We start from the raw sequence: 21,358 nt of genomic DNA on the forward strand, positions 1-21,358 counted from the left end.
GGCCCGGGGTCGGACCGCCGCGAGAGGCGATATCCCGCCATCCGGGACGGGCCCGGAGCGGGCACGCGCACGGGCCGCACGAGTTCTCGTACGAGGCGTACAGGCCGCCGTACGGCCGCGTACTCTGTCCCCCATCCTTGTCGGACCACGCGAAGAGAGCCCACGGCCATGCCTTCCACCCCGGCCAATTCCGAGCTGCCCGCGGCGGCCGAAGCGCCCGCCGGAGGCGGTCTCCTCGACGCGCTCCAGCACCAGGTGGCGGTCTTCGCGCGCCGCGCCGAGCAGACCCGCCTGGGCGGCGTCGGCCAGGCGCGCAACTCGATGGACCGCGCCGCGTACCTGCTGCTGAACCGGCTCGACCTGGAGGGCCCGATGGGCGTCAAGGCGCTCGCCGGCGGCATGGGCATCGACTCCTCGACCGTCACCCGGCAGGTCGCGCCGCTGGTCGACAGCGGCCTGGTCAAGCGGACCTCGCACCCGGAGGACGGGCGGGCCGTGGTGCTGGCGCTGTCCGCGCGCGGGCTGACGCGGCTGGAGGAGGTCCGCTCCTCGCGGCGCGAACTGATGGCGCGCGTGACGGACGGCTGGAGCGAGGACGAGCGCGAGTCCTTCACCGGGCTGCTGACCCGGTTCAACCTGTCGCTGTCGGAGCTGATGGCGGCCGTGTCCGACGCCGGTCCGGCGTCCTGAACGGCTCGCTGCGTCCCACCTCTTGACCGGGGCGGTCCCGGTGCCCGCACTATGTCGCTATGCGGGCGGTGGACCACCGGGCAGGCCCCTACGCGGAGTTCGAGGCCTTCGTCGCTGGCGCGGCGGGGCGGCTCCTGCACGTCGCGATCCTGCTGACCGGCGACGCCGAGTCGGCCCGGCGGCTGCTGGCGGGAGCACTGGCCCGTACGTACGCGGACTGGCGGCGGCTGCGCGGGGACGACCCGTACGACTTCACCCGCCAGGAGCTGTGCGCCGCCTTCGCGCGCACGGGCTGGCGCCACCACGGCGGCACGGGCCTGCTGGCCCGGCTGAGCCCGCTGGAGCGGCTCGTGCTGGTGCTGCGGGTGTACGAGGGGGTCGCCGACGAGGTCGCGGCGGCGCAGCTGGGGCTGCCGGTGGAACGGGTCCGGGTGCTGTGCAACCGGGCGGTGGCCGCGATGCGGTCCCGGGAGGCGGCGTGAGCGGGTTCCCGGACCGGAAGGAAACGGAGGTCAGGCAGGCGCTGGAGGCCCCGTACCCGGTGATCCCGCCCGGCCTGGCGGCGGGGGCGGCGGCCCGTGGCGCCCGCATCATGCGGCGGCGCCGGGCCCTGCGACGCCTCGGCTGGGCCCTGCTCCTCGCGGCGGCGACGGCCTTCACGGTCTGGGCCTCCCTGACCCGCCCCTGGTCAGTCCCCCCAAGCGGCATCTCCCCACCCCTGGAAGGCTGGTAGCCCACAGCCCCGGCCCCGCCGGAAAACATCCATCCCTACCGGCAAAAATCAGCCCCGCCGGCGTTTGAGGCGCGGGGTCCGGGGCGGAGCCCCGGGAGCGGCGCGGCACGCACGGACACGGGCCCCGCCCAGCGGGAGGCGGGAGGCGGAGGGCACCGGCAGCGACCGGCAAGCCCCCCGCCAGGGGCACGGCACGGCTAGCCCAGCGCCCGCACCAGGTCCGCCACCAGGTCATCGGCGTTCTCGATGCCCACCGACAGGCGGATCAGGTCCGCCGGGACCTCCAGGGCCGAGCCGGCCACCGACGCGTGCGTCATGCGGCCCGGGTGCTCGATCAGGGACTCGACGCCGCCCAGGGACTCGGCCAGCGTGAAGATCTCGGTGCGGCCGCACACCGCGACGGCCTCCTCCTCGCCGCCGGCGACCCGGAAGGAGATCATCCCGCCGAAGTTCCGCATCTGCTTGGCGGCGACCTCGTGGCCCGGGTGCTCGGGCAGGCCCGGGTACAGGACCTGGGTGACCTTCGGGTGGCGGGCCAGCATCTCGACGACCTTGCCCGCGTTCTCCGCGTGCCGGTCCATGCGGACGGCCAGCGTCTTGATGCCGCGCAGCACGATCCACGAGTCGAAGGGGCCGGCCACCGCGCCCATGGCGTTCTGGTGGTAGAACAGCTCCTCGCCGAGCGCCGCGTCGGCGGTGACCAGGGCGCCGCCGACCACGTCGGAGTGCCCGCCCATGTACTTGGTCAGCGAGTGCACGACGACGTCGGCGCCCAGGGCCAGCGGCTGCTGGAGGTAGGGCGAGGCGAAGGTGTTGTCGACGACCAGCTTGGCGCCGGCCGTGCGCGCGATGTCCGCGACCACGGCGATGTCGGTGATGCCGAGGAGCGGGTTGGAGGGGGTCTCGACCCAGATGACCTTCGTCTTCGGGGTCAGCGCCGCCCGCACCGAGTCCGGGTCGGAGGTGTCGGCCACCGACCACTCCACGCCCCAGCGGGAGACGACCTTCGCGAAGAGGCGGAAGGTTCCGCCGTACGCGTCGTTCGGGATGACCACGTGGTCGCCCGGGGAGAGCAGCGTACGGAGCAGGCAGTCCTCGGCGGCGAGCCCGGACGCGAAGGCGAGGCCGCGCCGGCCGCCCTCGAGCGCCGCGAGGTTCTCCTCCAGCGCGGTGCGGGTCGGGTTGCCGCTGCGGCTGTACTCGTATCCGTCGCGCAGTCCGCCGACGCCGTCCTGCTTGTACGTGGATACCTGGTAGATCGGGGGCACGACCGCACCGGTCCGGGGGTCCGCCGTATTGCCCGCATGGATGGCGCGGGTCTCGAAGCTCTGGTGCTCGTGGCTGTGGTCGCTCATGGTCCGATGCTATGCCCCGCCCGGGGGCACCCCCTCTATTGGCCTGTGCACCCCCCGGTCTGGTTCGCTTGGGACATGGAGATTTTGTGGTTGCTGTTCTCGATCGGCCTGCTCGTGGCCATCGTCGGCCCGTACATACGGCGCAAGCGCGGCGGCATCCGGCTGGCCGCGCCCGGCAGCCCCGACGCCGCGGACCCCGAGAACTACGGGTTCGCGCGGCAGGAGCAGCTCGACATCCGCGTCCCCGGGCCCGACCAGGACCTGATGGACGCCCTCGGCAACGTGCAGCGCAGCGGAACGTGGCAGGCGGCGTCGGGGCTGCTGGCCGGCACCCCGAAGGAGGGCGAGCGGCGCTGGCAGCGCGTGCAGGCCTTCGGCGGCGCGGCGGCGCTGGAGCTCGTACAGCAGCCGGGGGCGGGCGCGCAGTGGCTGAAGGCCTGGCGGCTGGAGGCGGAGAAGGACGCGGGCGGCGCGCAGGTGCACGCCGAGCTGCTGGTGCAGCAGGCGTGGCGGCACTCGGGCGGGGTCGGTTCCGACGACCACCGCATCATCCTGGAGGAGGCGCGGGAGGCCTGCCGCAAGGCGGCGCTGCTGGCGCCGGGCGACCCGGTCCCGTACATCACGGAGCTGGCGATCGCGCGCGGTCTGGCCTATCCGGAGGCGGAGTTCGACGCGCTGTGGGCGAACGTCATCGACCGCGCGCCGGACCACATGGGCGCGCACATCGCGGCGCTGCACTACTGGGGCGAGAAGTGGCACGGCTCGCGGGAGAAGGCCGACGCGTTCTCGCACGCGGCCGCGGCCCGCGCCCCGAAGGGCTCGCTGCTGGCGGCGCTGCCGCTGTTCGCGCTGTACGAGAACCTGCCGGACGTGGTCCTGGTCGGGAGCTTCTGGCAGAGCGCGGTCGTGACGCGGGCGGTGGAGGGCGCACTGTACGCGGTGCACACGGCGCGGCAGGACGACCCGATGCTGGCGCACGTACGGCACCTGCTGCTGTCGTTCCTGGTCAGCATGGAGCGCTGGGCGGAGGCGATGGAGCAGGTGCGGCACGTGGACGGGTACGTGGGCGCCCTGCCGTGGTCGGCGACGCCGGACCCGGCGGCGTCGTACGCGGTGCACCGCGCCCTGGCCGTGGCGGGCTACGAGGCGAACGGCGGCTCCCCGGCGACCCTGCCGCACTGACGTGGGCCGCACTGACGCGGGCCGGGCGGGGGCGGGTGTCGGGAATCCCGGCCCGCCCTCGCCCGTTGACATTGCAACAAGGAGGGAATCCATGTTCTCGTACCGCCGCACGCCCGAGCTCCCCACCCGCGAGGAGGCCCTCACGGGCCGCCCGGAGCCGCTGTTCGCCGTCCCCGGCCGCCACACCGTCCTCGGCAACCCGCTCTCCGGGCCCTACCCCGCCGGTCTGGAGGTCGCCGACTTCGGGCTGGGCTGCTTCTGGGGCGCGGAGCGCAAGTTCTGGCAGACCCCGGGGGTGTGGACGACGCTCGCCGGATACCAGGGCGGTTTCACGGAGAACCCGACGTACGAGGAGGTGTGCTCGGGCCGTACCGGGCACACCGAGGTCGTCCGGGTGGTCTTCGACCCGTCGGCCGTCTCCTACGAGACCCTGCTGAAGCTGTTCTGGGAGTCCCACGACCCGACCCAGGGCTTCCGCCAGGGCAACGACGTCGGCACCCAGTACCGCTCCGCCGTCTACACCCACTCCCCCGCCCACCAGGCGGCGGCCGAGGCCTCCCGCACGGCCTACCAGCAGGTCCTGACGGCCTCAGGACACGGCCAGATCTCCACGGCGGTCCTCCCCGCCTCCGAGCGCCCCTTCTGGCCGGCGGAGGCGGGCCACCAGCAGTACCTGGACAAGAACCCGGGCGGCTACTGCGGCACCGGCGGCACGGGCGTCTCCTGCCCGATCGGCGTCATGGGCACCCCGTAACCCCTCGACGCCCCCCGGTTCCCGCGCCTCACCCGTTCGGGTGGGGCGCGGCCGTTCCGCTGGGTACGCTGGCGCCGGGGCCCAGAATCTCGCTCATGGGAGCAACCGTGACCAGCACCTCCGCCGCCGGCAGCCGCTGATCCCGCAGCCACCGGCCACCGTGACCGCGCTGCGGCAGGCCGTCGCACAGATCGCCCCCGCGGCTCTGCCCGCGTTCACCCGCGAACTGGACCATGCGGCGGATCAGGCCCGGCAGGGGGCGGACCTCGGTCCGCTGCAGCGTTTCACCTCCCAGTGGGCGGCGTACGTTCACATCCGGCGCCAGCCGCGCCTGGCCGGTGAACTCCGGCGCTGGGAGGCGGCAGCGACGACCGGCGACGCCGCGCAGGCCCTGCGCGCCGCCTCCGAGATCGGCAGGATCCTGGACGAGGCGCACGCCGCGCTCACCAGCGTCCGCCCGTGAGCGACGGCTGGCGCTGGGAGTACAGCCCTGATCACGCCCGTGTCGCAGGCGGCATTCCGGCCCACGTGGTCGACGAGGTCGAGCGCCTGGCGACCCGTGGTCGATGTAGCCGTAGAACTCCTCGAAGCCCCGCGCACCCGGATGGCTCGGCTGGTCCCCGGCCTCCGGGCCGAAGCCCCACTTGCCGAACAGGCCCGTACGGTAGCCCCGCGCCCGGAGCACCTCCGCGAAGGTGTGGCCGGTGTGCAGCCCGGTCAGCAGCGCGGCCCGCGAGGGCGCGCAGACGGCTGCGGCGGCGTAGGCGTCGGTGAACCGGAGCCCCTGCGCGGCCAGTTGGTCGAGGCGCGGGGTCGCGATCAGCTTCTGGCCGTACGCGCCGAGGTCGCCGTAGCCCAGGTCGTCGGCCAGGATCACCACCAGGTTGGGCGGACCCGCCGAGGCGGCCGCGGGCGCCGCCGCCGGGAGCTGCGCGAGGGCGGCGAGGCCGGCGGCGGCCGCCGATCCGGCGAGGAAGTGTCGGCGGCTGGGCATCTCGAACTTCTGGGCTGCGGGCGGGCGGTGAGGAGATCATCCGCGCGGCAGCCCTGCCGAGACCGTGCACGGGGCGTGAAAAGCGTGTGACACGCGCCCGCGGCGCCCGCCGTGGCCGCCCGTGGCTGCCGTTGCCGCCGCGCCCGCCGTGTGCCCCGCCGTGCTCAGATGGTCGACGTGTCGATCACGAAGCGGTAGCGCACGTCGCTCGCCACGACCCGTTCGTACGCCTCGTTGATCTGGTCGGCGCCGATCAGCTCGATCTCCGCCCCCAGCCCGTGCTCGGCGCAGAAGTCCAGCATCTCCTGCGTCTCGGGGATGCCGCCGATCATCGATCCGGCGAGGGTCTTGCGGCCGCCGATGACGGAGAACAGGTTCAGCGACACCGGCTCCTCCGGGGCGCCGACGTTCACGAACGCCCCGTCGACCTTGAGCAGCGCCAGGTAGGCGTCCAGCGGCAGGGGGGCCGACACGGTGGAAACGATCAGGTCGAAGCTGCCGGCCAGCTTCTCGAAGGTGGTCTCGTCACTCGTGGCGTAGTAGTGGGAGGCGCCCAGCTTCACCCCGTCCGCCTGCTTGCGCAGGGACTGCGACAGCACGGTGACCTCGGCGCCGAGCGCGTTCGCGATCTTCACGCCCATGTGGCCGAGGCCGCCGAGGCCGACGATGGCGACCTTCTTGCCGGGACCGGCACCCCAGTGCTTCAGCGGCGAGTACAGGGTGATGCCGGCGCACAGCAGCGGGGCGGCGACGTCGAGGGCGACGCCCTCCGGGATCCGGAGCGTGTAGTTCTCGTCCACGACGATGTGCGTGGAGTAGCCGCCGTAGGTGGGCTCGCCGTTCTTGTCGAGGGCGTTGTACGTGCCGGTCATGCCCTTGACGCAGTACTGCTCCTGGCCGCGCAGGCAGTACGCGCACTCACGGCAGGAATCCACGAAACAGCCGACTCCGACGCGGTCGCCCACCGCGTGCTTCGTGACGCCGGGGCCGACCTCGGCGACGACGCCGGCGATCTCGTGGCCGGGGACCATCGGGAAGATCGCCTCGCCCCAGCCCTCGCGGGCCTGGTGGATGTCGGAGTGGCAGATGCCGGCGTACTTGATGTCGATGAGGACGTCGTGCTCGCCGACCGGGCGGCGCGGGACGGTGGTGCGCTCCAGCGGGGCCTTCGCGGCGGGGGCCGCGTAGGCGGAGACCTGGGTGACGGACATGGTGGGAGCTCCTCAGCGGTGACGCGGGTGGGGTGTGTGGTGCGACGCCGCGCCGCTCCGGCCGTACGTGCCGTTTCGTGCCGTACGTGCCGTGTCGGCGCCTCGCCGGACCGCGGCGGCGTCTGCGCCGCGGTACGCGGTCCAGCCTGCCCCGCCCGGCCGCGCCCACCCAGCCCCCTGTCCTGCCTAGGACTGCCGGACCTACCCCTGGCGGGGTCAGGATGGGGCCCGCGCCGCGGCCGCCGCCCGGAGATACTGGCGGTATGGACCAGCTTGATCAGCGAGCCGAACTGGGCGAGTTCCTGCGCTCCCGCCGGGCCCGGCTGCGCCCCGAGGACGTGGGCCTGCCCGACTACGGCCGGCACCGGCGCGTCCCCGGGCTGCGCCGCGAGGAGCTGGCCCAGCTGGCGGGGGTCTCGGTCGCGTACTACACGCGGCTGGAGCAGGGCAACGGGCACAACGTGTCGGCGGAGGTCCTGGACGCGATCGCACGGGCACTGCGGCTGGACGACACGGAGTACACCCACCTGACCCACCTGGCCCGCCCCCGGACCCGCAAGCAGCGCAGCCGGTCGCACCGCCCCCAGCAGGTGCGGCCCGAGCTGCGCACGCTGATGGACGCCATGGACGGCGTACCCGCGTACCTGGTGGGGCGCCGGCAGGACGTCATCGCCTGGAACCGGCTGGCCGCGGCGGTCTTCGGGGACTTCGGGGCGCTGCCCACGCAGGAGCGCAACCTCGTGCGGCTGGTGTTCCTCGACCCGGCGACGGCCGAGCTGTACGCCGACTGGGAGTGCCGGGCGTGCGAGGTGGTGAGCAACCTGCGGATGTACGCGGGCCGGCACCCGGAGGACGAGCAGCTCTCCGCGCTCGTCGGTGAGCTGTCGGTGAAGAACGAGGAGTTCCGGCAGCTGTGGGCGGCGCACACGGTCGCCGCGGACAAGACCCACGGGGTGAAGCGGCTGCGGCATCCGCTGGTGGGCGAACTGAGCCTGGCGTTCGAGACCCTGCGGCTGCCCGACGACGCGGAGCAGGCGCTGGTGGTCTTCCACCCCGCGCCCGGCTCCCCCTCGTCCGACGCCCTGCGGATGCTGTCGTCGTGGTCCGCGCCGTCCGCGGCCTCAACGCCCTCCGCACCGTCCGCGGCGGCGGAGTCGTCTCCCGCCCCGCCGCAGGCCCGCACCCAGGCGTAAGCCGGGGGCCGGGGCCCGGGGTACGGGGCGCGGGGCGCGGGCGCACGCCGCGCGCGAAGAAGCGGACGGCGGGGCCCTGGTCGGGCCCCGCCGTCCGCCGGGGTTCTCTCACGCGTGCCGGAAGGTCAGGCGGCCGCGCCGGCCTTCCACTTGTCCCAGCTCATGTTCCAGCCGTTGAGGCCGTTGTCGGGCTGGATGGTCTTGTCCGGGGAGTTGACCACGGTGACCACGTCGCCGATCAGCGAGTTGTCGAAGAACCAGGCGCCCGGCTGGTTCGGGTCGTTGGCGCCCTTGGCGTCGTTCAGGCCGACACAGCCGTGGCTGGTGTTGGCGCTGCCGAAGATCGAGTCCGACCCCCAGTAGTTGCCGTGGATGAAGGTGCCGGAGTTCGACAGCCGCATCGCGTGCGGGACGTCCTTGATGTCGTACTCGCCCTTGCCGTCGTCGTCCGTGAAGCCGACGGTGGCGCCGTTCATCCGGGTCTCCTTGAACTTCTCGGAGATCACCATCTGACCGTTGTACGTCGGGTTCTCCGGGGAGCCCGCCGAGATCGGGATGGTCTTGAGGACCGCGCCGTCCCGGGTGACCGTCATCTGCTTGGTCTTCGCGTCGACCGTGGAGACCTGGCTGCGGCCGATCTTGAAGGTGACCGTCTTGCTCTGGACGCCCTGGACGCCGGGGGCCCCCTGCACGCCCTCCAGCGCCAGCTTCAGCGTGACGGTGGAGTTCGCCTGCCAGTACTGCTCCGGGCGGAAGTCGAGGCGCTGCGACCCGAACCAGTGGCCGACGACCTCCTGGCCGCTGCTGGAGTTCACCTCGATGGCCGACTGGACGGCCTTCTGGTCCTTGATCGGCTTGTTGAAGGTGATCGAGACCGGCATGCCCACGCCGACGGTCTGGCCCTCGTCCGGGATGAACGAGCCGACGAAGCTGTTCTCCGGGGAGACGGTGGTGAAGGAGGCGTTCTCGTGCGCCTCGCGCCCGTCGGCGTCCTTCGCGGTCGCCGCCAGCGCGTACTTCGTCGAGCGCTTCAGGGCGCCGTCGGGCTTCCAGCTCTTGCCGTCGGCGGCGATCTTGCCCGCCACGGCCGCGCCGCCCTCGGCGCTCTTCAGCTCGACCTTGGTCAGGGTGCCGTCGGTGACGGCCACGTTGGTCGCGTCGTTGAGGCCGACGTTGGTGGCGCCGTCCTTGGGAGTGATGGCTATTCGGGCCTTGGACGCGTCCTTGGCCGCGGCCGCGTCGACGTCCGCCTGGGACTTGCTGGTCTCGCTCGCGTTCGGCTTGTCACCGCCCTCGCCGCTGCAGGCCGAGAGCACCAGTACGCCGCCGAGCACGGCGGATACGGCCACCAGGGACCTTCTCCGCCGCTTGCTGTCCGTCCTCAACACGTCACTCCATCGTCGCCGGGTACCCCGCGGCTGCCGTCGCGGGGTTGGCCGGGCAGGGGGCAGAGCCCCCTGCCTCGTCCCTGACAACGCGTTAACGTTGGAGATCGGTTCCATCATCCGTTGGGATGTGGGCAACCCCACGGTCAGGCGTTGTCGGTTTCTTGGTCGAAGTCCCCATCTTCCTCGTCCAGGTCCCACTCCATGGACTCGGGGTCGTATTCGACGGGCTCGCTGCTCCAAGAGGCCTGCGCGAGTTCCACCCCCGGGATGTCCACGACCAGGTCAGTGGGGTCGACGAGGTACGCGAGGGCCTCCGACTCGTCCTCGCGGACGGCGGTCTCGGCGTGGCCGCGCTCCTCGTCCGGCATGAACTCGTCGTCCTTGATGTGCGCGAGGGCCGCTCCGGTGAGTGCTTCCGGATCGGGCACCTCCAGTACCAAATCAACCCGAAGTCGTACGTACCGTGATGTCTCAGAAGGGTTCATACGACGGAGAGTAAGCCCGGGGAACCCCCGGCTTTCCCACGACCCGCCCCTTTCCGTAGCATCACCGCACACGGCCAATTCGCTGCTGCCACAAGGGGGATCGCACCGTGTCCGCACGCCGACCGCTGCTCACCGCTCTCGGAGCGACCACCCTCCTCGCCGCCCTGTGGTTCGTGCCCTCGGCGGGTGCCACCGCGCCGGGTACCGGCACGAGCCGTTCCGGTGCGCCCGACGCCGCGAACAGCGCGGGTCCCGCCGCCACGGCGACGACCGGAACCATCACGCGCGGAACCGCCGCGGGCGGAACCGTCCCGCACGCCGCCGGGAAGCCCGCGCCGCTGCTGCTCGCGGACACCGGCTCCGTGGACACCGCCCCCTACCTGCTGGGCGGTACGGCCTGCCTGGGCCTCGGGGCGGGGTTCGTGGCCTTCTCGGTACGCCGCTCCCGGACGCCCTGACCCGGGGCCGGCGGGCGCCGCGCGGGCGGCGGAAACGGAAACGAAGACGCAAGGGGCCGCCCCCGACAGGAGGCGGCCCCTTGCGCCGCACCGCACCGCACCGGCCGGGTCAGGCCAGCGGTCCCGTCACCGGCTCCACGGCGGCGAGGAGAGCACCCGTACGGATGAACTCGTCGGCGGCGGCCAGGTCAGGGGCGAGGAAACGATCCGGCCCGGGGCCCTGCACGCCCGCCGCGCGGGCGGCGGCGATGGCGGCGCGGCTGGCCGGCGCCGGGGTGAGCCCGTGGCGCAGCTCGATGGCGCGGGTGGCCGCGTACAGCTCGATCGCGATGATCCGGGTCAGGTTGTCGATGGCGGTACGGAGCTTGCGCGCCGCCGACCACCCCATGGAGACGTGGTCCTCCTGCATGGCGGAGGAGGGGATGGAGTCGGCGGAGGCCGGGACCGCGAGCCGCTTCATCTCGCTGACCAGGGCGGCCTGCGTGTACTGGGCGATCATCAGCCCGGAGTCCACGCCGGCGTCGTCCGCGAGGAACGGCGGGAGGCCGTGGCTGCGGTTCTTGTCGAGCAGCCGGTCGGTGCGGCGCTCGGCGATGGAGCCGAGGTCGGCGGCGGCGATGGCGAGGAAGTCCAGCACGTAGGCGACCGGGGCGCCGTGGAAGTTGCCGTTGGACTCGACGCGCCCGTCGGGCAGGACGACGGGGTTGTCGACGGACGCGGCCAGCTCGCGGGAGGCGACGAGGGCGGCGTGCGCCATGGTGTCGCGGCCCGCGCCGGCGACCTGGGGGGCGCAGCGCACCGAGTAGGCGTCCTGGACGCGCGGGGCGGACTCCTCCTGGAAGTGCCCGGTGAGTCCGGAGCCCGCCAGTACGGCGGCCATGTTGGCGGCGGAGGCGCCCTGGCCCGGGTGCGGGCGGATGGCGTGCAGCTCGGGCGCGAGGACCTTCTCGGTGCCGAGCAGCGCCTCCAGGGTGAGCGCGGCGGTGATGTCGGCGGAGGTGTACAGCTTGCCGAGGTCGGCGAGGGCCATGACCAGCATGCCGAGCATGCCGTCGGTGCCGTTGAGGAGGGCCAGGCCCTCCTTCTCGCGGAGCTCGACGGGCTCGATGCCGGCCTCGGCGAGCAGCTCGCCGGCCGGGCGGACGGTCCCGTCCGGGCCCTCGGCGTCGCCCTCGCCCATGAGCGCGAGCGCGCAGTGGGAGAGCGGCGCGAGGTCGCCGGAGCAGCCGAGGGAGCCGTACTCGTGGACGACGGGAGTGATGCCCGCGTTCAGCACGTCGGCCATGGTCTGGGCGACGGAGGGACGGACTCCGGTGTGCCCGGAGGCGACGGTCTTCAGCCGCAGGAACATCAGGGCGCGGACGACCTCCCGCTCGACGCGCGGACCCATGCCGGCGGCGTGCGAGCGGACGATGTTGCGCTGGAGCTGGGCGCGCAGCTCGGGGCTGATGTGCCGGGAGGCGAGGGCGCCGAACCCGGTGGACACCCCGTAGACGGGCTCGGGCTTGGCGGCGAGGGCCTCGACGATCTCGCGGGCGCGGGCGAGCGCGTCGAGCGCCTCGCCGGACAGCTCGATCCGGGCGTTGCCGCGGGCGACGGCGATGACGTCCTCGGCGGTGACCCCGGACGTCCCCACCACGACAGTGTGCATATCCATATTCAGCACCCTACGGACTGAATCCCTTCATGTCACTAGCGACTTCGACGAGGGCCCCTTACGCGATGCGTGAGCCGGGGCGGGAGCCGGGGCGGGCCGTGCTCCCGCCCCGGCCCGGGGGCTCACTCGCGGCCACGGAAGCGGCGGCGGTCGCCCGGACCCCGGGGCGGGGCGTCCGCGAGGCGGACGACGGCGGTGTCCCGGCCCGCGACCACCGGCTTCGCGGAGCGCGCGGCCTTCGCCTTGTACTGGGCCGCGTCCGCCAGCCGGAACAGCCGCCGGGAGGACTTCACGAGCCCGATCGGATCCCCGGTCGACGCCACCCCGCAGGCCACGCCGTCGCCCAGCTCCAGCTCGCCGGCCCGGACGCACACCTCCTCGGCGACCCGTACCACCTCGTCCGCCGTCGGACCCGCGCTCACCAGGCAGAACTCGTCCCCGCCGAGCCGCGCCACCAGCGCACCCGGCAGCATGGCCCCGCACAGGCTCAGCACCGACCCGAACCGCTCCAGCAGCCGGTCGCCCATCGCGTGGCCCAGGGTGTCGTTGACCTTCTTGAGCCCGTTGAGGTCGCAGACCGCCAGGCTCACCACCGCCCCGGTGCGCCGGTGCTCCTCCAGCGCCTCGTCGAGCCGCATGTCCACGGCCCGCCGGTTGGCCAGCCCGGTCAGCGGGTCGGTGAAGGCGAGGCGCCGGGCCTCCGCCAGCCGCTCGTTCTGCGCGAGCCCCGCCGCGACCACCGCCGCCAGGACGGTCGCGAACTCCGCGTCGTCCTCGTCGAAGTCCGGGAGGCCCTGGTCCCGGGCCACGTACAGCTCGCCCCAGGCCCGCCCGCTGAGCACGATCGGGGCGACCACGCACGTACCGCGCCCGCGGCGGCGCAGGGCCTGACCGCGCCGTCCGGGGCGGCTGTCCACGGCGCTCTCGACCCAGGCGTGCGGTCCGCCGCCGCCGGCCCAGCGTTCGTGCAGGAACTCGGTGATCTCCGGGAAGTCGTGCACCGGGTAGGACTCGTCCTCGGGGAACTCCTCCTCGCCCGCCCGCCGCTCCCCCTCGTTCACGAGCACCCGCAGCCGGCCCCGCTCCCGCTCCCACGCGGAGATCGCGGCGAACGACCCGCCCATCGCCACCCGCGCGCCCCGCGCGGCCGCTCGCACACTGTCCTGCGGCGCGCACGCCGCGGCCATCGCCTGCGCGAGTCCCACCACGGCCCGCAGCCGTGCGTCAACGCCCATCACACCAGGTTAGGGGGTTTGTCTGATTTAGTGACAATTTGGCGCGATGTTCCACCGCCCGGAAGCCCCGAGCGGCGCCCGAGCCGGGCCGCGCCAGGTCGCGCCGCGCCGGACCGCCCCGGGCCGGCCCGGCCCGGACCGCCCCGGGCCGCGCCGGGGCTACTGCCCCGGCCAGTTCGGCTTGCGCTTCTCGTTGAACGCCGCCACACCCTCCGCGCGGTCCCCCGAGAAGGCCACCGTGCGCCAGGCCGCGTCCTCGATCTCCAGACCGGCCTGGAGGTCCATCCCGTGCCCCAGCCGCAACGCCCGCTTGGCCGCGCGCAGCCCCACCGGGGAGTTCGCCGCCATCCGGCCCGCCAGCGCCAGCGCCTCCGCGGTGTCCGTACCGGCCGCGACCACCGAGTCCACCAGCCCCAGGGCGAGCGCCTCGGCGGCCTCCACCCGGCGCGCCGTGAAGATCAGCTCGGCGGCCCGGGCCGCGCCCACCCGGCGCGGCAGCAGCTGGGTGCCCCCGCCGCCGGGGATGACGCCCACGGACACCTCGGGCAGGCCGACCACCGCCGTCTCGTCGGCGACGATCACGTCACAGGCCAGCGCCAGTTCGAAGCCGCCGCCCAGGGCGTAGCCGTGGACCGCCGCGATCGTGGGCATCGGCAGCTCCAGCACGCCCCCGTACGCCCCCCGCGTGGTCGGCCGCTGCCGTACCAGCTCGGCGTCCGAGAGGGAGTTCCGCTCCTTGAGGTCCGCCCCGACGCAGAAGGCCCGCTCGGCGGCCGAGGAGACCACGACCACCCGTACGGAAGGATCGGCGGCGAGGCCGGCGCAGGCCGCCCCGATGGCGCGGGCCATCTCGGTCGACACCGCGTTCATGGCCTTGGGGCGGTCCAGGACCAGCTCCACGACCCCGTCATCGCCGTGGCGGCGCACCGATACGAATTCCGACTCGACAGCCGACGGTTCCACTGGCACAGGCCCTCCCGGTTAACGAACGTTACCGGGGGATCCTAGGGGGCCCGCCCGCACCCGGACCAGGCCCGCACCCGGACCAGGCCCACACCCGCCGGCACGGCCAGGCCCGCACCGGCACCCGCCCTCGCCCGCCCGGCCGGGACGGCCTACGCGGAGCCCGCCCGCTTCCGCCGCGTCAGCGACCACGGCTCCACGACCCCGAGCCCGCGGACGGGCCGCTGCCACATCGGCTGGAGCGCGAAGCGGTACACGCCGCCGCCCTCCTCCGACTCGGCTTCCTTCTCCGACACCGGTGCGGCCCCGGTCCGGCCCAGTTCCTCGGCCATCGCGCCGTCCACCAGCACCGCGTCCTTCGGCGCTATCGACGTCAGCCGGCTCGCCAGGTTCACCGTGGTCCCGAAGACGTCGCCCATCCGGGTCGTCACCGTGCCGAAGGCGATCCCCACCCGCAGCTCGGGCATCTGCGGGTCCACCTCCATGGTCTCGATGAGCCGCAGCGCGATCTCTGCCGCCGTCGCCGCGTCGTCGGCGCAGTACAGCACCTCGTCGCCCAGCGTCTTGATCAGCCGGCCGCCGTGCGCGGCCACCAGGTCCGCCGCCGTCGTCTCGAAGGCCTCGACCAGCTCGCCGAGCTGCTCCTCCTCCAGCCGCCGCGTCAGCCGGGTGAAGCCCACCAGGTCCGCGAAGCCCACCGCGAGGCGCCGGTCGACCATCTCCTCGTCGTCCGCCACCTGCACCACGCGCCCGGTGGCGGCCGCCAGCTGGCGGCGCCACACGTAGACGAGGAACTCCTCCAGCTCCGGCAGCAGCAGCTCGACCAGCGGGTACGTGACCTCCGTACGGGTCATCCCCGGCTCCGGCGGCTCCGTCAGCCCCTCCAGGAACGAGTCGATCTGCCACTCCGCCAGCCTCGCCGTGGTCTGCCCGGTGGACCGCGCCACCTGCACCGCCATCGGCTCGGACAGCAGCCCGGCCTCCACCAGGCCCGCGAGGCGGCGCAGCGCCAGTACGTCCGCCTCCGTCAGCGCCTTGGCCTGACCGATGTCGGCGAAGCCCATGGCCCGCCAGAAGCGCGAGGCCAGCTCCATCGAGACACCGGCGCTGCGGGCGGCCTGGAAGGGGGTGTAGCGGCGCTCGGCGCCGAGGATCAGCTGCTCCAGCCGGATGGCGAGCGGATCCGCGGTCGGCTGCGCCGTGTAGTCGACCTCGTGGTGGGAGGTGTGCTGGTCCCGCCCGATGGGGGTGCCGGGACCGGTCCCGGGCCCGTTGGGGGAGGCGCTGGGTGAAGGGTCGTCGACGGTCAAGGGCCGCCTCCTGTCCATTCCGTGCGCAATGCCCTGCCGAACCGGTTGATCACCACGAGCACTGGGATCGCCTAAACCATACGGCAGGTGTGCCGTAGCTCACTCCCCCTACTCGTTCTTTGAGCACTCCCCCGCCCGCGCCCTCCCCGCCAGGGCGCCTGGGCCGTACGGGGGAAACCGGCGGGGACCCGCCCGGGCCGGCGCGGACGGCGGGCAGGGGCGGGAAACGGGCGGGGAGGCGGCCCCGGGCGGCGGCTCAGTGGACGGAACGCAGGTGGATCACGTCGCCCGCACCGACCGCCTCGTGCCGGTCCTCGGCCGTACGGATCACCAGGCGGCCGTCGGCGTCCACCGCTTCGGCCGTTCCGGTGAGGGTGCGCCCGCCCGGGAGGTCCGCGCGGACGTGCCGGCCGAGGGTGGCACAGCCCGCCGCGTAGGTCTCCTGGAGGCCGCTGGCGGCGGGGTCGCCGCCGGCCGCGCGCCAGTTCCCGTACCACTGCTCCAGGGAGCGCAGCACGGCCCGCAGCAGCGGGTCACGGTCGGTCACGGCGGCCTTGGCCAGGGCGAGGGACCCGGCGGTGGGCACCGGCAGCTCGTCCTCGGTGAGGGTGACGTTGAGCCCGATCCCGAGAACCACTCCTTCGGCGACCCGCTCGGCGAGGATCCCGCCGGTCTTGCGCTCCTCCCCGTCCACGGTGACCAGCAGGTCGTTGGGCCACTTGAGGGCGGTGTCCACGCCCGCCGCCCGGGACAGCCCGGTCGCGGTGGCCACCCCCGCCAGCAGGGTCAGCCACCCCCAGCGCTCCTGCGGCACCGCGTCGCCCGGCTTGAGCAGGACGGAGAAGAACAGGCCGGACCGGGGCGGAGCGACCCAGCTGCGGTCGAGGCGCCCGCGTCCGGCGGTCTGCTCCTCGGCGACGAGCACGGCCCCCTCGGGGAGCTCCGCGGCCCGGGCGGCGAGGTCGCTGTTGGTGGACCCGGTGGCGGCGACCACCTCCAGGGAGGTCCACAGCCCCCCGTCGGTGACGAGGGCCCGCCGCAGGCCCGCGGCGTTGAGCGGCGGCCGGTCCAGGCTCGACCAGCGGCCGGCAAAAGCTCCGGCTGATGCATCTGAAGGCGTCATGCAACCCAATGTAGGTGTGTCAAACGCCGCACTGCCGAGCGCCATGCCCGCCGATACGCTACGCACCAGTAGCCAGCAGTAGTCAATCAATTGACCAGGCCGTTGACACCACGCAGGGAGCCGCGACCCCGATGTCACAACCGTCAGAGCCGATCGACATGCACACCACCGCGGGCAAGATCGCGGATCTGCAGCGCCGCGTCGACGAAGCCACCCACGCCGGGTCCGCACGGGCCGTGGAGAAGCAGCACGCCAAGGGGAAGCTGACGGCGCGTGAGCGGGTAGCCCTGCTGCTGGACGAAGGGTCCTTCGTCGAACTCGACGAGTTCGCCCGGCACCGCTCCACGAACTTCGGGCTGGAGAAGACCCGCCCGTACGGCGACGGCGTCGTCACCGGATACGGCACCGTGGACGGGCGGCCCGTCGCCGTGTTCTCGCAGGACTTCACCGTCTTCGGCGGGGCCCTCGGCGAGGTCTACGGCCAGAAGATCATGAAGGTCATGGACTTCGCGCTGAAGACCGGCTGTCCGCTCGTCGGCATCAACGACTCCGGCGGCGCCCGCATCCAGGAGGGCGTCAGCGCCCTGGGCATGTACGGCGAGATCTTCCGCCGCAACGTGCACGCGTCCGGGGTGATCCCGCAGATCAGCCTCGTCGTCGGGCCGTGCGCGGGCGGCGCCGTGTACTCCCCCGCCATCACCGACTTCACGGTCATGGTCGACCAGACCTCGCACATGTTCATCACCGGCCCGGACGTCATCAAGACCGTCACCGGCGAGGACGTGGGCTTCGAGGAGCTGGGCGGCGCCCGGACGCACAACGCGACCTCCGGCGTGGCCCACCACATGGCCGGGGACGAGAAGGACGCGATCGAGTACGTCAAGTCGCTGCTCTCCTACCTCCCGTCGAACAACCTCTCCGAGGCCCCCGCCTTCCCCGAGGACGCCGACACCGAGGTCTCGGACACCGACCGCGAGCTCGACGTCCTGATCCCGGACAGCGCGAACCAGCCGTACGACATGCACACCGTGATCGAGCACGTGCTGGACGACGCGGAGTTCCTGGAGACGCAGTCCCTGTTCGCCCCGAACATCCTCACCGGCTTCGGCCGGGTCGAGGGCCACCCGGTCGGCATCGTCGCCAACCAGCCGATGCAGTTCGCCGGCTGTCTGGACATCGACGCCTCCGAGAAGGCGGCCCGCTTCGTCCGGACCTGCGACGCGTTCAACGTGCCGGTGCTGACGTTCGTGGACGTACCGGGCTTCCTCCCGGGCACCGACCAGGAGTACAACGGGATCATCCGGCGCGGCGCGAAGCTGATCTACGCGTACGCCGAGGCCACCGTCCCCCTGATCACCGTCATCACCCGCAAGGCCTTCGGCGGCGCGTACGACGTCATGGGGTCCAAGCACCTCGGCGCCGACCTCAACCTGGCCTGGCCGACCGCCCAGATCGCCGTCATGGGCGCGCAGGGCGCGGTGAACATCCTGCACCGGCGGACCATCGCCGAGGCGGAGGCCGCCGGTGAGGGCGAGGAGACCCGGGCGCGGCTCATCGCGGAGTACGAGGACGCACTGCTCAACCCGTACACGGCCGCCGAGCGCGGGTACGTCGACGCGGTGGTGATGCCGTCCGAGACGCGCGCGCACGTGGTGAAGGGGCTGCGCCAGCTGCGCACCAAGCGGGAGTCCCTGCCGCCGAAGAAGCACGGCAACATCCCCCTCTAAACCGCCCAGACCGCGAGGAGCGCACAGTGGTGATCAAGGTCGTCAAGGGCAATCCGACCCCGGAGGAGCTGGCCGCCGCACTGGCGGTGGTCCAGGCGCGCGCGGCGGCGCTGGCGTCGGCGCCCCCGGGCGCGCCACGGGTGCCCGACGCGTGGTCCGCACCGTCCCGGGTGGCGGCGCACCGGCTGCCGCAGCCGGGACCGGCCGCGTGGGGCCGTACGTACTGGCCGGGCTAGCCCGCGCGCGAAAGATGGTGTGAACGGAGGGTGGCGCCTGAGTACGGGTACTCAGGCGCCACGCCTGTCCCGGGGGCCAGGATCGGGGCATGCTCTGGTCCGATCCGAAGAACGAGCCCCCGAAGGACATGCGCGACGCCCAGGCGATGATCCGGCGGCTGACCCTGGTGCTGGGGCTCGCGATGCTCGTGGTGGTCTACGTCCTGGGCGTCGGCTTCTAGACCGCGTCCCGCGCCGCTCTCCCGGTCACCGTCGGCGAGGCCGGACCGCCCTCCGGGGGCCCCGTCCGCGCCCCTACGATGGCCCCCATGACTGCCGAACCGCGCTCGCTCGTCCTCGCCTCCGCCTCCCCCGCCCGGCTGAACCTGCTGCGGCAGGCCGGCCTCGCCCCGCACGTGATCGTCAGCGGCTTCGACGAGGACGCGCTTCAGGCCGACTCCCCGTCCGAACTGGCCCTCGCCCTCGCCGAGGCCAAGGCGGGCGTCGTGGCGGGCCTGGAGGAGGCCGCGGGCGCCCTGGTGATCGGCTGCGACTCCGTACTGGAGCTGGACGGCGAGGCCCTGGGCAAGCCGGCCGACGCCGAGGAGGCCACCGCGCGCTGGAAGTCGATGCGCGGGCGGGCGGGCGTACTGCGCACCGGGCACTGCGTGATCGACACGGCGAACGGCCGCCGGGTGTCGGCCACGGCGTCCACGACGGTCCGGTTCGGCGAGCCGACGGACGCGGAGGTCGCGGCGTACGTGGCCAGCGGCGAGCCGCTGCACGTGGCGGGCGCGTTCACGCTGGACGGGCTGTCGGCGCCGTTCATCGACGGCATCGACGGGGACCCCGGGAACGTGATCGGCCTGTCGATGCCGCTGCTGCGCTCCCTGCTCGGCGAACTGGGTGTATCCATCACGGATTTGTGGGCCTGAGCTCCCCGAACGGCGGTGACGGCGGCGTGTCCCCGGCCTTCGCACGGCCCGCGGGCTCGGCGGCGTAGAGCATCAGGATCAGGACGAGCAGACACAGGATCAGCATCATCGCCACGAAGGCGGCCCAGCCGACGAGTGCGACGGTGAGGATCCCGAGCACTCCGTGGGTGACGGCGGCGGTGAACAGGACGATGCGGGCGAAACGGCCGGGAGCCCGGTCGCGCACGGCGGCGACGGCGACGAGCACGGCGCACAGCACGAGGAAGACGCCCATGCCGGCGCCGAGTCCGTACGTCGCCTTGGACATCAGCTCCGGGTCGCTGCCCGCGATGGACATCGACTGGTTCTGCGTGGTCCGGCCCAGCACGACGTGGACCAGCACGAGCAGCGCCGCTTCCGCGACCAGCACGATCGCGGCCAGCCCGGCCACGAGTCTGCGCAGCACGACGTCCACCCCCCCACCACACGCCACAAGCGTGTTCGACGGTTGGAGGCTACTAACGGGTAAACGTCGGAACAAGGGGTCGGGCCCGCTTCGTTGCGGCGGAACCCCCGAGCGTGTCGATCAAGCAAAGAAATCAGGGCCCGTTCGTAGGGACCCCACAAAGAATCACCCGGGCCCGCTGACCGGCCGGACAGAGACCTCGGCCACACGACAGGGTTACTGTGCAGTCGGGGATCCCCCTGACCTGGGGCGCCACAAGGGTTTTCCGGTGAATCCGACCACGCGTCACATTCCGTGTGGGCAAGGTCACCACCGGGGAAGGGTCGAAAGGCCGTGTGGGCTGTCCCTAAACTCAGCTTGTTTTCAAGGAGGGAGCCATCGTGCGCAAGGTGCTCATCGCCAACCGTGGCGAAATCGCTGTCCGCGTTGCCCGGGCCTGCCGGGACGCCGGGATCGCGAGCGTAGCCGTCTACGCCGATCCGGACCGGGACGCCCTGCACGTCCGCGCGGCCGACGAAGCGTTCGCGCTGGGCGGTGACACCCCGGCCACCAGCTACCTGGACATCACCAAAGTCCTCCAGGCCGCCACCGACTCCGGAGCGGACGCCATCCATCCCGGATACGGCTTCCTCTCCGAGAACGCCGACTTCGCCCAGGCCGTCCTGGACGCCGGCCTCACCTGGATCGGACCCCCGCCCCAGGCGATCCGCGACCTCGGCGACAAAGTCGCCGCCCGCCACATCGCCCAACGCGCCGGAGCCCCCCTCGTCGCCGGCACCCCCGACCCCGTCTCCGGCTCCGACGAAGTCGTCACGTTCGCCAGGGAACACGGCCTCCCCATCGCCATCAAAGCCGCCTTCGGCGGCGGCGGCCGCGGCCTCAAAGTCGCCCGCACCCTCGAAGAAATCCCCGAACTCTACGACTCCGCCGTCCGCGAAGCCGTCGCCGCCTTCGGCCGCGGCGAATGCTTCGTCGAGCGCTACCTCGACAAGCCCCGCCACGTCGAAACCCAGTGCCTCGCCGACACCCACGGCAACGTCGTCGTCGTCTCCACCCGCGACTGCTCCCTCCAGCGACGCCACCAGAAACTGGTCGAGGAAGCCCCCGCCCCGTTCCTGACGGACGCCCAGAACGCCGAGCTGTACGCCGCGTCCAAAGCCATCCTGAAAGAAGCCGGATACGTCGGCGCCGGCACCGTCGAATTCCTCGTCTCCGCCGACGGCTACATCTCCTTCCTCGAGGTCAACACCCGCCTCCAGGTCGAACACCCCGTCACCGAAGAAGTCTCCGGCATCGACCTCGTCC

At 72.9% G+C, this 21,358-nt stretch carries 23 protein-coding genes and 1 pseudogene; 13 read left to right on the plus strand and 11 right to left on the minus strand.

Features of this window, described 5'->3' with window-relative positions:
* Positions 1-168: 168 nt before the first annotated feature.
* The 3 genes from OTB16_RS03650 to OTB16_RS03660 are packed head-to-tail and all read left to right on the plus strand — an operon-like array spanning position 169 to position 1,423.
* Positions 169-690, plus strand: coding sequence for a MarR family winged helix-turn-helix transcriptional regulator (locus OTB16_RS03650; protein WP_267718332.1), 522 nt, complete (start codon positions 169-171; stop codon positions 688-690).
* A 59-nt stretch (positions 691-749) separates the two neighbouring features.
* Positions 750-1,172 carry a sigma factor-like helix-turn-helix DNA-binding protein gene (locus tag OTB16_RS03655; RefSeq protein WP_267718334.1) on the plus strand — a complete coding sequence of 141 codons (423 nt, stop codon included), beginning with the start codon at positions 750-752 and terminating at the stop codon, positions 1,170-1,172.
* On the plus strand, positions 1,169-1,423 hold the full coding sequence (locus OTB16_RS03660; protein WP_267718336.1) for a hypothetical protein: 255 nt from the start codon (positions 1,169-1,171) through the stop codon (positions 1,421-1,423). Before OTB16_RS03655 ends, OTB16_RS03660 begins: the two co-directional genes overlap by 4 nt.
* 197 nt (positions 1,424-1,620) lie before the next feature.
* Here the strand turns inward: OTB16_RS03660 and OTB16_RS03665 are convergent, their stop codons facing one another.
* On the minus strand, positions 1,621-2,778 hold the full coding sequence (locus OTB16_RS03665; protein ID WP_267718337.1) for a cystathionine gamma-synthase: 1,158 nt from the start codon (positions 2,776-2,778) through the stop codon (positions 1,621-1,623).
* 75 nt (positions 2,779-2,853) lie between these two features.
* Between OTB16_RS03665 and OTB16_RS03670 the strand changes: the two genes are divergently transcribed.
* From OTB16_RS03670 to OTB16_RS03680, 3 genes are all read left to right on the plus strand, one after another.
* Positions 2,854-3,960: a hypothetical protein gene (locus OTB16_RS03670; RefSeq protein ID WP_267718338.1), complete on the plus strand. Its 1,107-nt coding sequence runs from the start codon at positions 2,854-2,856 to the stop codon at positions 3,958-3,960.
* 91 nt (positions 3,961-4,051) lie between these two features.
* The gene (gene msrA, locus OTB16_RS03675) at positions 4,052-4,714 is read left to right on the plus strand and encodes a peptide-methionine (S)-S-oxide reductase MsrA (protein WP_267718339.1); all 663 of its coding nucleotides are present in this window, start codon (positions 4,052-4,054) and stop codon (positions 4,712-4,714) included.
* Positions 4,715-4,850: 136 nt separating this feature from the next.
* A complete protein-coding gene (locus tag OTB16_RS03680) occupies positions 4,851-5,177 on the plus strand; it encodes a hypothetical protein (RefSeq protein ID WP_267718408.1) in 327 nt (108 codons plus the stop codon).
* 93 nt (positions 5,178-5,270) lie between these two features.
* Here the strand turns inward: OTB16_RS03680 and OTB16_RS03685 are convergent.
* Positions 5,271-5,708 (minus strand): annotated as a pseudogene (locus tag OTB16_RS03685) (sulfatase-like hydrolase/transferase); the annotation flags it as partial.
* A 164-nt stretch (positions 5,709-5,872) separates the two neighbouring features.
* The gene (locus OTB16_RS03690) at positions 5,873-6,919 is read right to left on the minus strand and encodes an NAD(P)-dependent alcohol dehydrogenase (RefSeq protein ID WP_267718340.1); all 1,047 of its coding nucleotides are present in this window, start codon (positions 6,917-6,919) and stop codon (positions 5,873-5,875) included.
* Positions 6,920-7,182: 263 nt separating this feature from the next.
* On the opposite strand from OTB16_RS03690, the gene OTB16_RS03695 reads away from it, so the two are divergent.
* Complete coding sequence (locus OTB16_RS03695; RefSeq protein WP_267718341.1) at positions 7,183-8,112, plus strand: helix-turn-helix domain-containing protein; 930 nt, start codon at positions 7,183-7,185, stop codon at positions 8,110-8,112.
* A 125-nt stretch (positions 8,113-8,237) separates the two neighbouring features.
* Here OTB16_RS03695 and OTB16_RS03700 read toward each other — a convergent pair whose 3' ends face one another.
* Together OTB16_RS03700 and OTB16_RS03705 are read right to left on the minus strand one after the other, a co-directional pair.
* Positions 8,238-9,497, minus strand: a complete 1,260-nt coding sequence (locus OTB16_RS03700) for a L,D-transpeptidase (RefSeq protein ID WP_267718342.1) — start codon at positions 9,495-9,497, stop codon at positions 8,238-8,240.
* A gap of 146 nt (positions 9,498-9,643) precedes the next feature.
* Positions 9,644-9,928, minus strand: coding sequence for a hypothetical protein (locus OTB16_RS03705; RefSeq protein WP_267718343.1), 285 nt, complete (start codon positions 9,926-9,928; stop codon positions 9,644-9,646).
* Positions 9,929-10,092: 164 nt separating this feature from the next.
* Here OTB16_RS03705 and OTB16_RS03710 point away from each other — a divergent pair, with 164 nt between their 5' ends.
* A complete protein-coding gene (locus OTB16_RS03710) occupies positions 10,093-10,443 on the plus strand; it encodes a hypothetical protein (RefSeq protein ID WP_267718344.1) in 351 nt (116 codons plus the stop codon).
* A gap of 109 nt (positions 10,444-10,552) precedes the next feature.
* Here OTB16_RS03710 and hutH read toward each other — a convergent pair whose 3' ends face one another.
* From hutH to OTB16_RS03735, 5 genes are all read right to left on the minus strand, one after another.
* On the minus strand, positions 10,553-12,094 hold the full coding sequence (gene hutH, locus OTB16_RS03715) for a histidine ammonia-lyase (RefSeq protein WP_267718409.1): 1,542 nt from the start codon (positions 12,092-12,094) through the stop codon (positions 10,553-10,555).
* Between the two features lie 128 nt (positions 12,095-12,222).
* A complete protein-coding gene (locus tag OTB16_RS03720; RefSeq protein ID WP_267718345.1) occupies positions 12,223-13,335 on the minus strand; it encodes a GGDEF domain-containing protein in 1,113 nt (370 codons plus the stop codon).
* Between the two features lie 159 nt (positions 13,336-13,494).
* Complete coding sequence (locus OTB16_RS03725; RefSeq protein ID WP_267718410.1) at positions 13,495-14,298, minus strand: enoyl-CoA hydratase/isomerase family protein; 804 nt, start codon at positions 14,296-14,298, stop codon at positions 13,495-13,497.
* 152 nt (positions 14,299-14,450) lie between these two features.
* Complete coding sequence (locus tag OTB16_RS03730) at positions 14,451-15,608, minus strand: adenylate/guanylate cyclase domain-containing protein (protein WP_420717602.1); 1,158 nt, start codon at positions 15,606-15,608, stop codon at positions 14,451-14,453.
* Positions 15,609-15,864: 256 nt separating this feature from the next.
* Positions 15,865-16,731: a biotin--[acetyl-CoA-carboxylase] ligase gene (locus tag OTB16_RS03735; protein ID WP_267718346.1), complete on the minus strand. Its 867-nt coding sequence runs from the start codon at positions 16,729-16,731 to the stop codon at positions 15,865-15,867.
* 131 nt (positions 16,732-16,862) lie between these two features.
* Between OTB16_RS03735 and OTB16_RS03740 the strand changes: the two genes are divergently transcribed.
* The 4 genes from OTB16_RS03740 (at position 16,863) to OTB16_RS03755 (ending at position 19,608) form a co-directional block, all read left to right on the plus strand.
* Complete coding sequence (locus OTB16_RS03740; protein WP_267718347.1) at positions 16,863-18,458, plus strand: acyl-CoA carboxylase subunit beta; 1,596 nt, start codon at positions 16,863-16,865, stop codon at positions 18,456-18,458.
* A 26-nt stretch (positions 18,459-18,484) separates the two neighbouring features.
* On the plus strand, positions 18,485-18,694 hold the full coding sequence (locus tag OTB16_RS03745; RefSeq protein ID WP_267718348.1) for an acyl-CoA carboxylase epsilon subunit: 210 nt from the start codon (positions 18,485-18,487) through the stop codon (positions 18,692-18,694).
* A gap of 89 nt (positions 18,695-18,783) precedes the next feature.
* The gene (gene mmpB, locus OTB16_RS03750) at positions 18,784-18,915 is read left to right on the plus strand and encodes a morphogenic membrane protein MmpB (RefSeq protein WP_267718349.1); all 132 of its coding nucleotides are present in this window, start codon (positions 18,784-18,786) and stop codon (positions 18,913-18,915) included.
* Between the two features lie 78 nt (positions 18,916-18,993).
* Positions 18,994-19,608: a Maf family protein gene (locus tag OTB16_RS03755; RefSeq protein ID WP_267718350.1), complete on the plus strand. Its 615-nt coding sequence runs from the start codon at positions 18,994-18,996 to the stop codon at positions 19,606-19,608.
* Here OTB16_RS03755 and OTB16_RS03760 read toward each other — a convergent pair.
* Entirely contained in the window at positions 19,589-20,053 is a 465-nt protein-coding gene (locus OTB16_RS03760) for a hypothetical protein (protein ID WP_267718351.1), read from the minus strand. The genes OTB16_RS03755 and OTB16_RS03760 overlap by 20 nt on opposite strands.
* 380 nt (positions 20,054-20,433) lie before the next feature.
* Here OTB16_RS03760 and OTB16_RS03765 point away from each other — a divergent pair.
* A partial coding sequence (locus OTB16_RS03765; RefSeq protein WP_267718352.1) for an acetyl-CoA carboxylase biotin carboxylase subunit occupies positions 20,434-21,358 on the plus strand: 925 nt, incomplete at its 3' end.

It is taken from the genome of Streptomyces antarcticus (genome assembly GCF_026627255.1).
GTDB classification, from domain to species: domain Bacteria; phylum Actinomycetota; class Actinomycetes; order Streptomycetales; family Streptomycetaceae; genus Streptomyces; species Streptomyces antarcticus.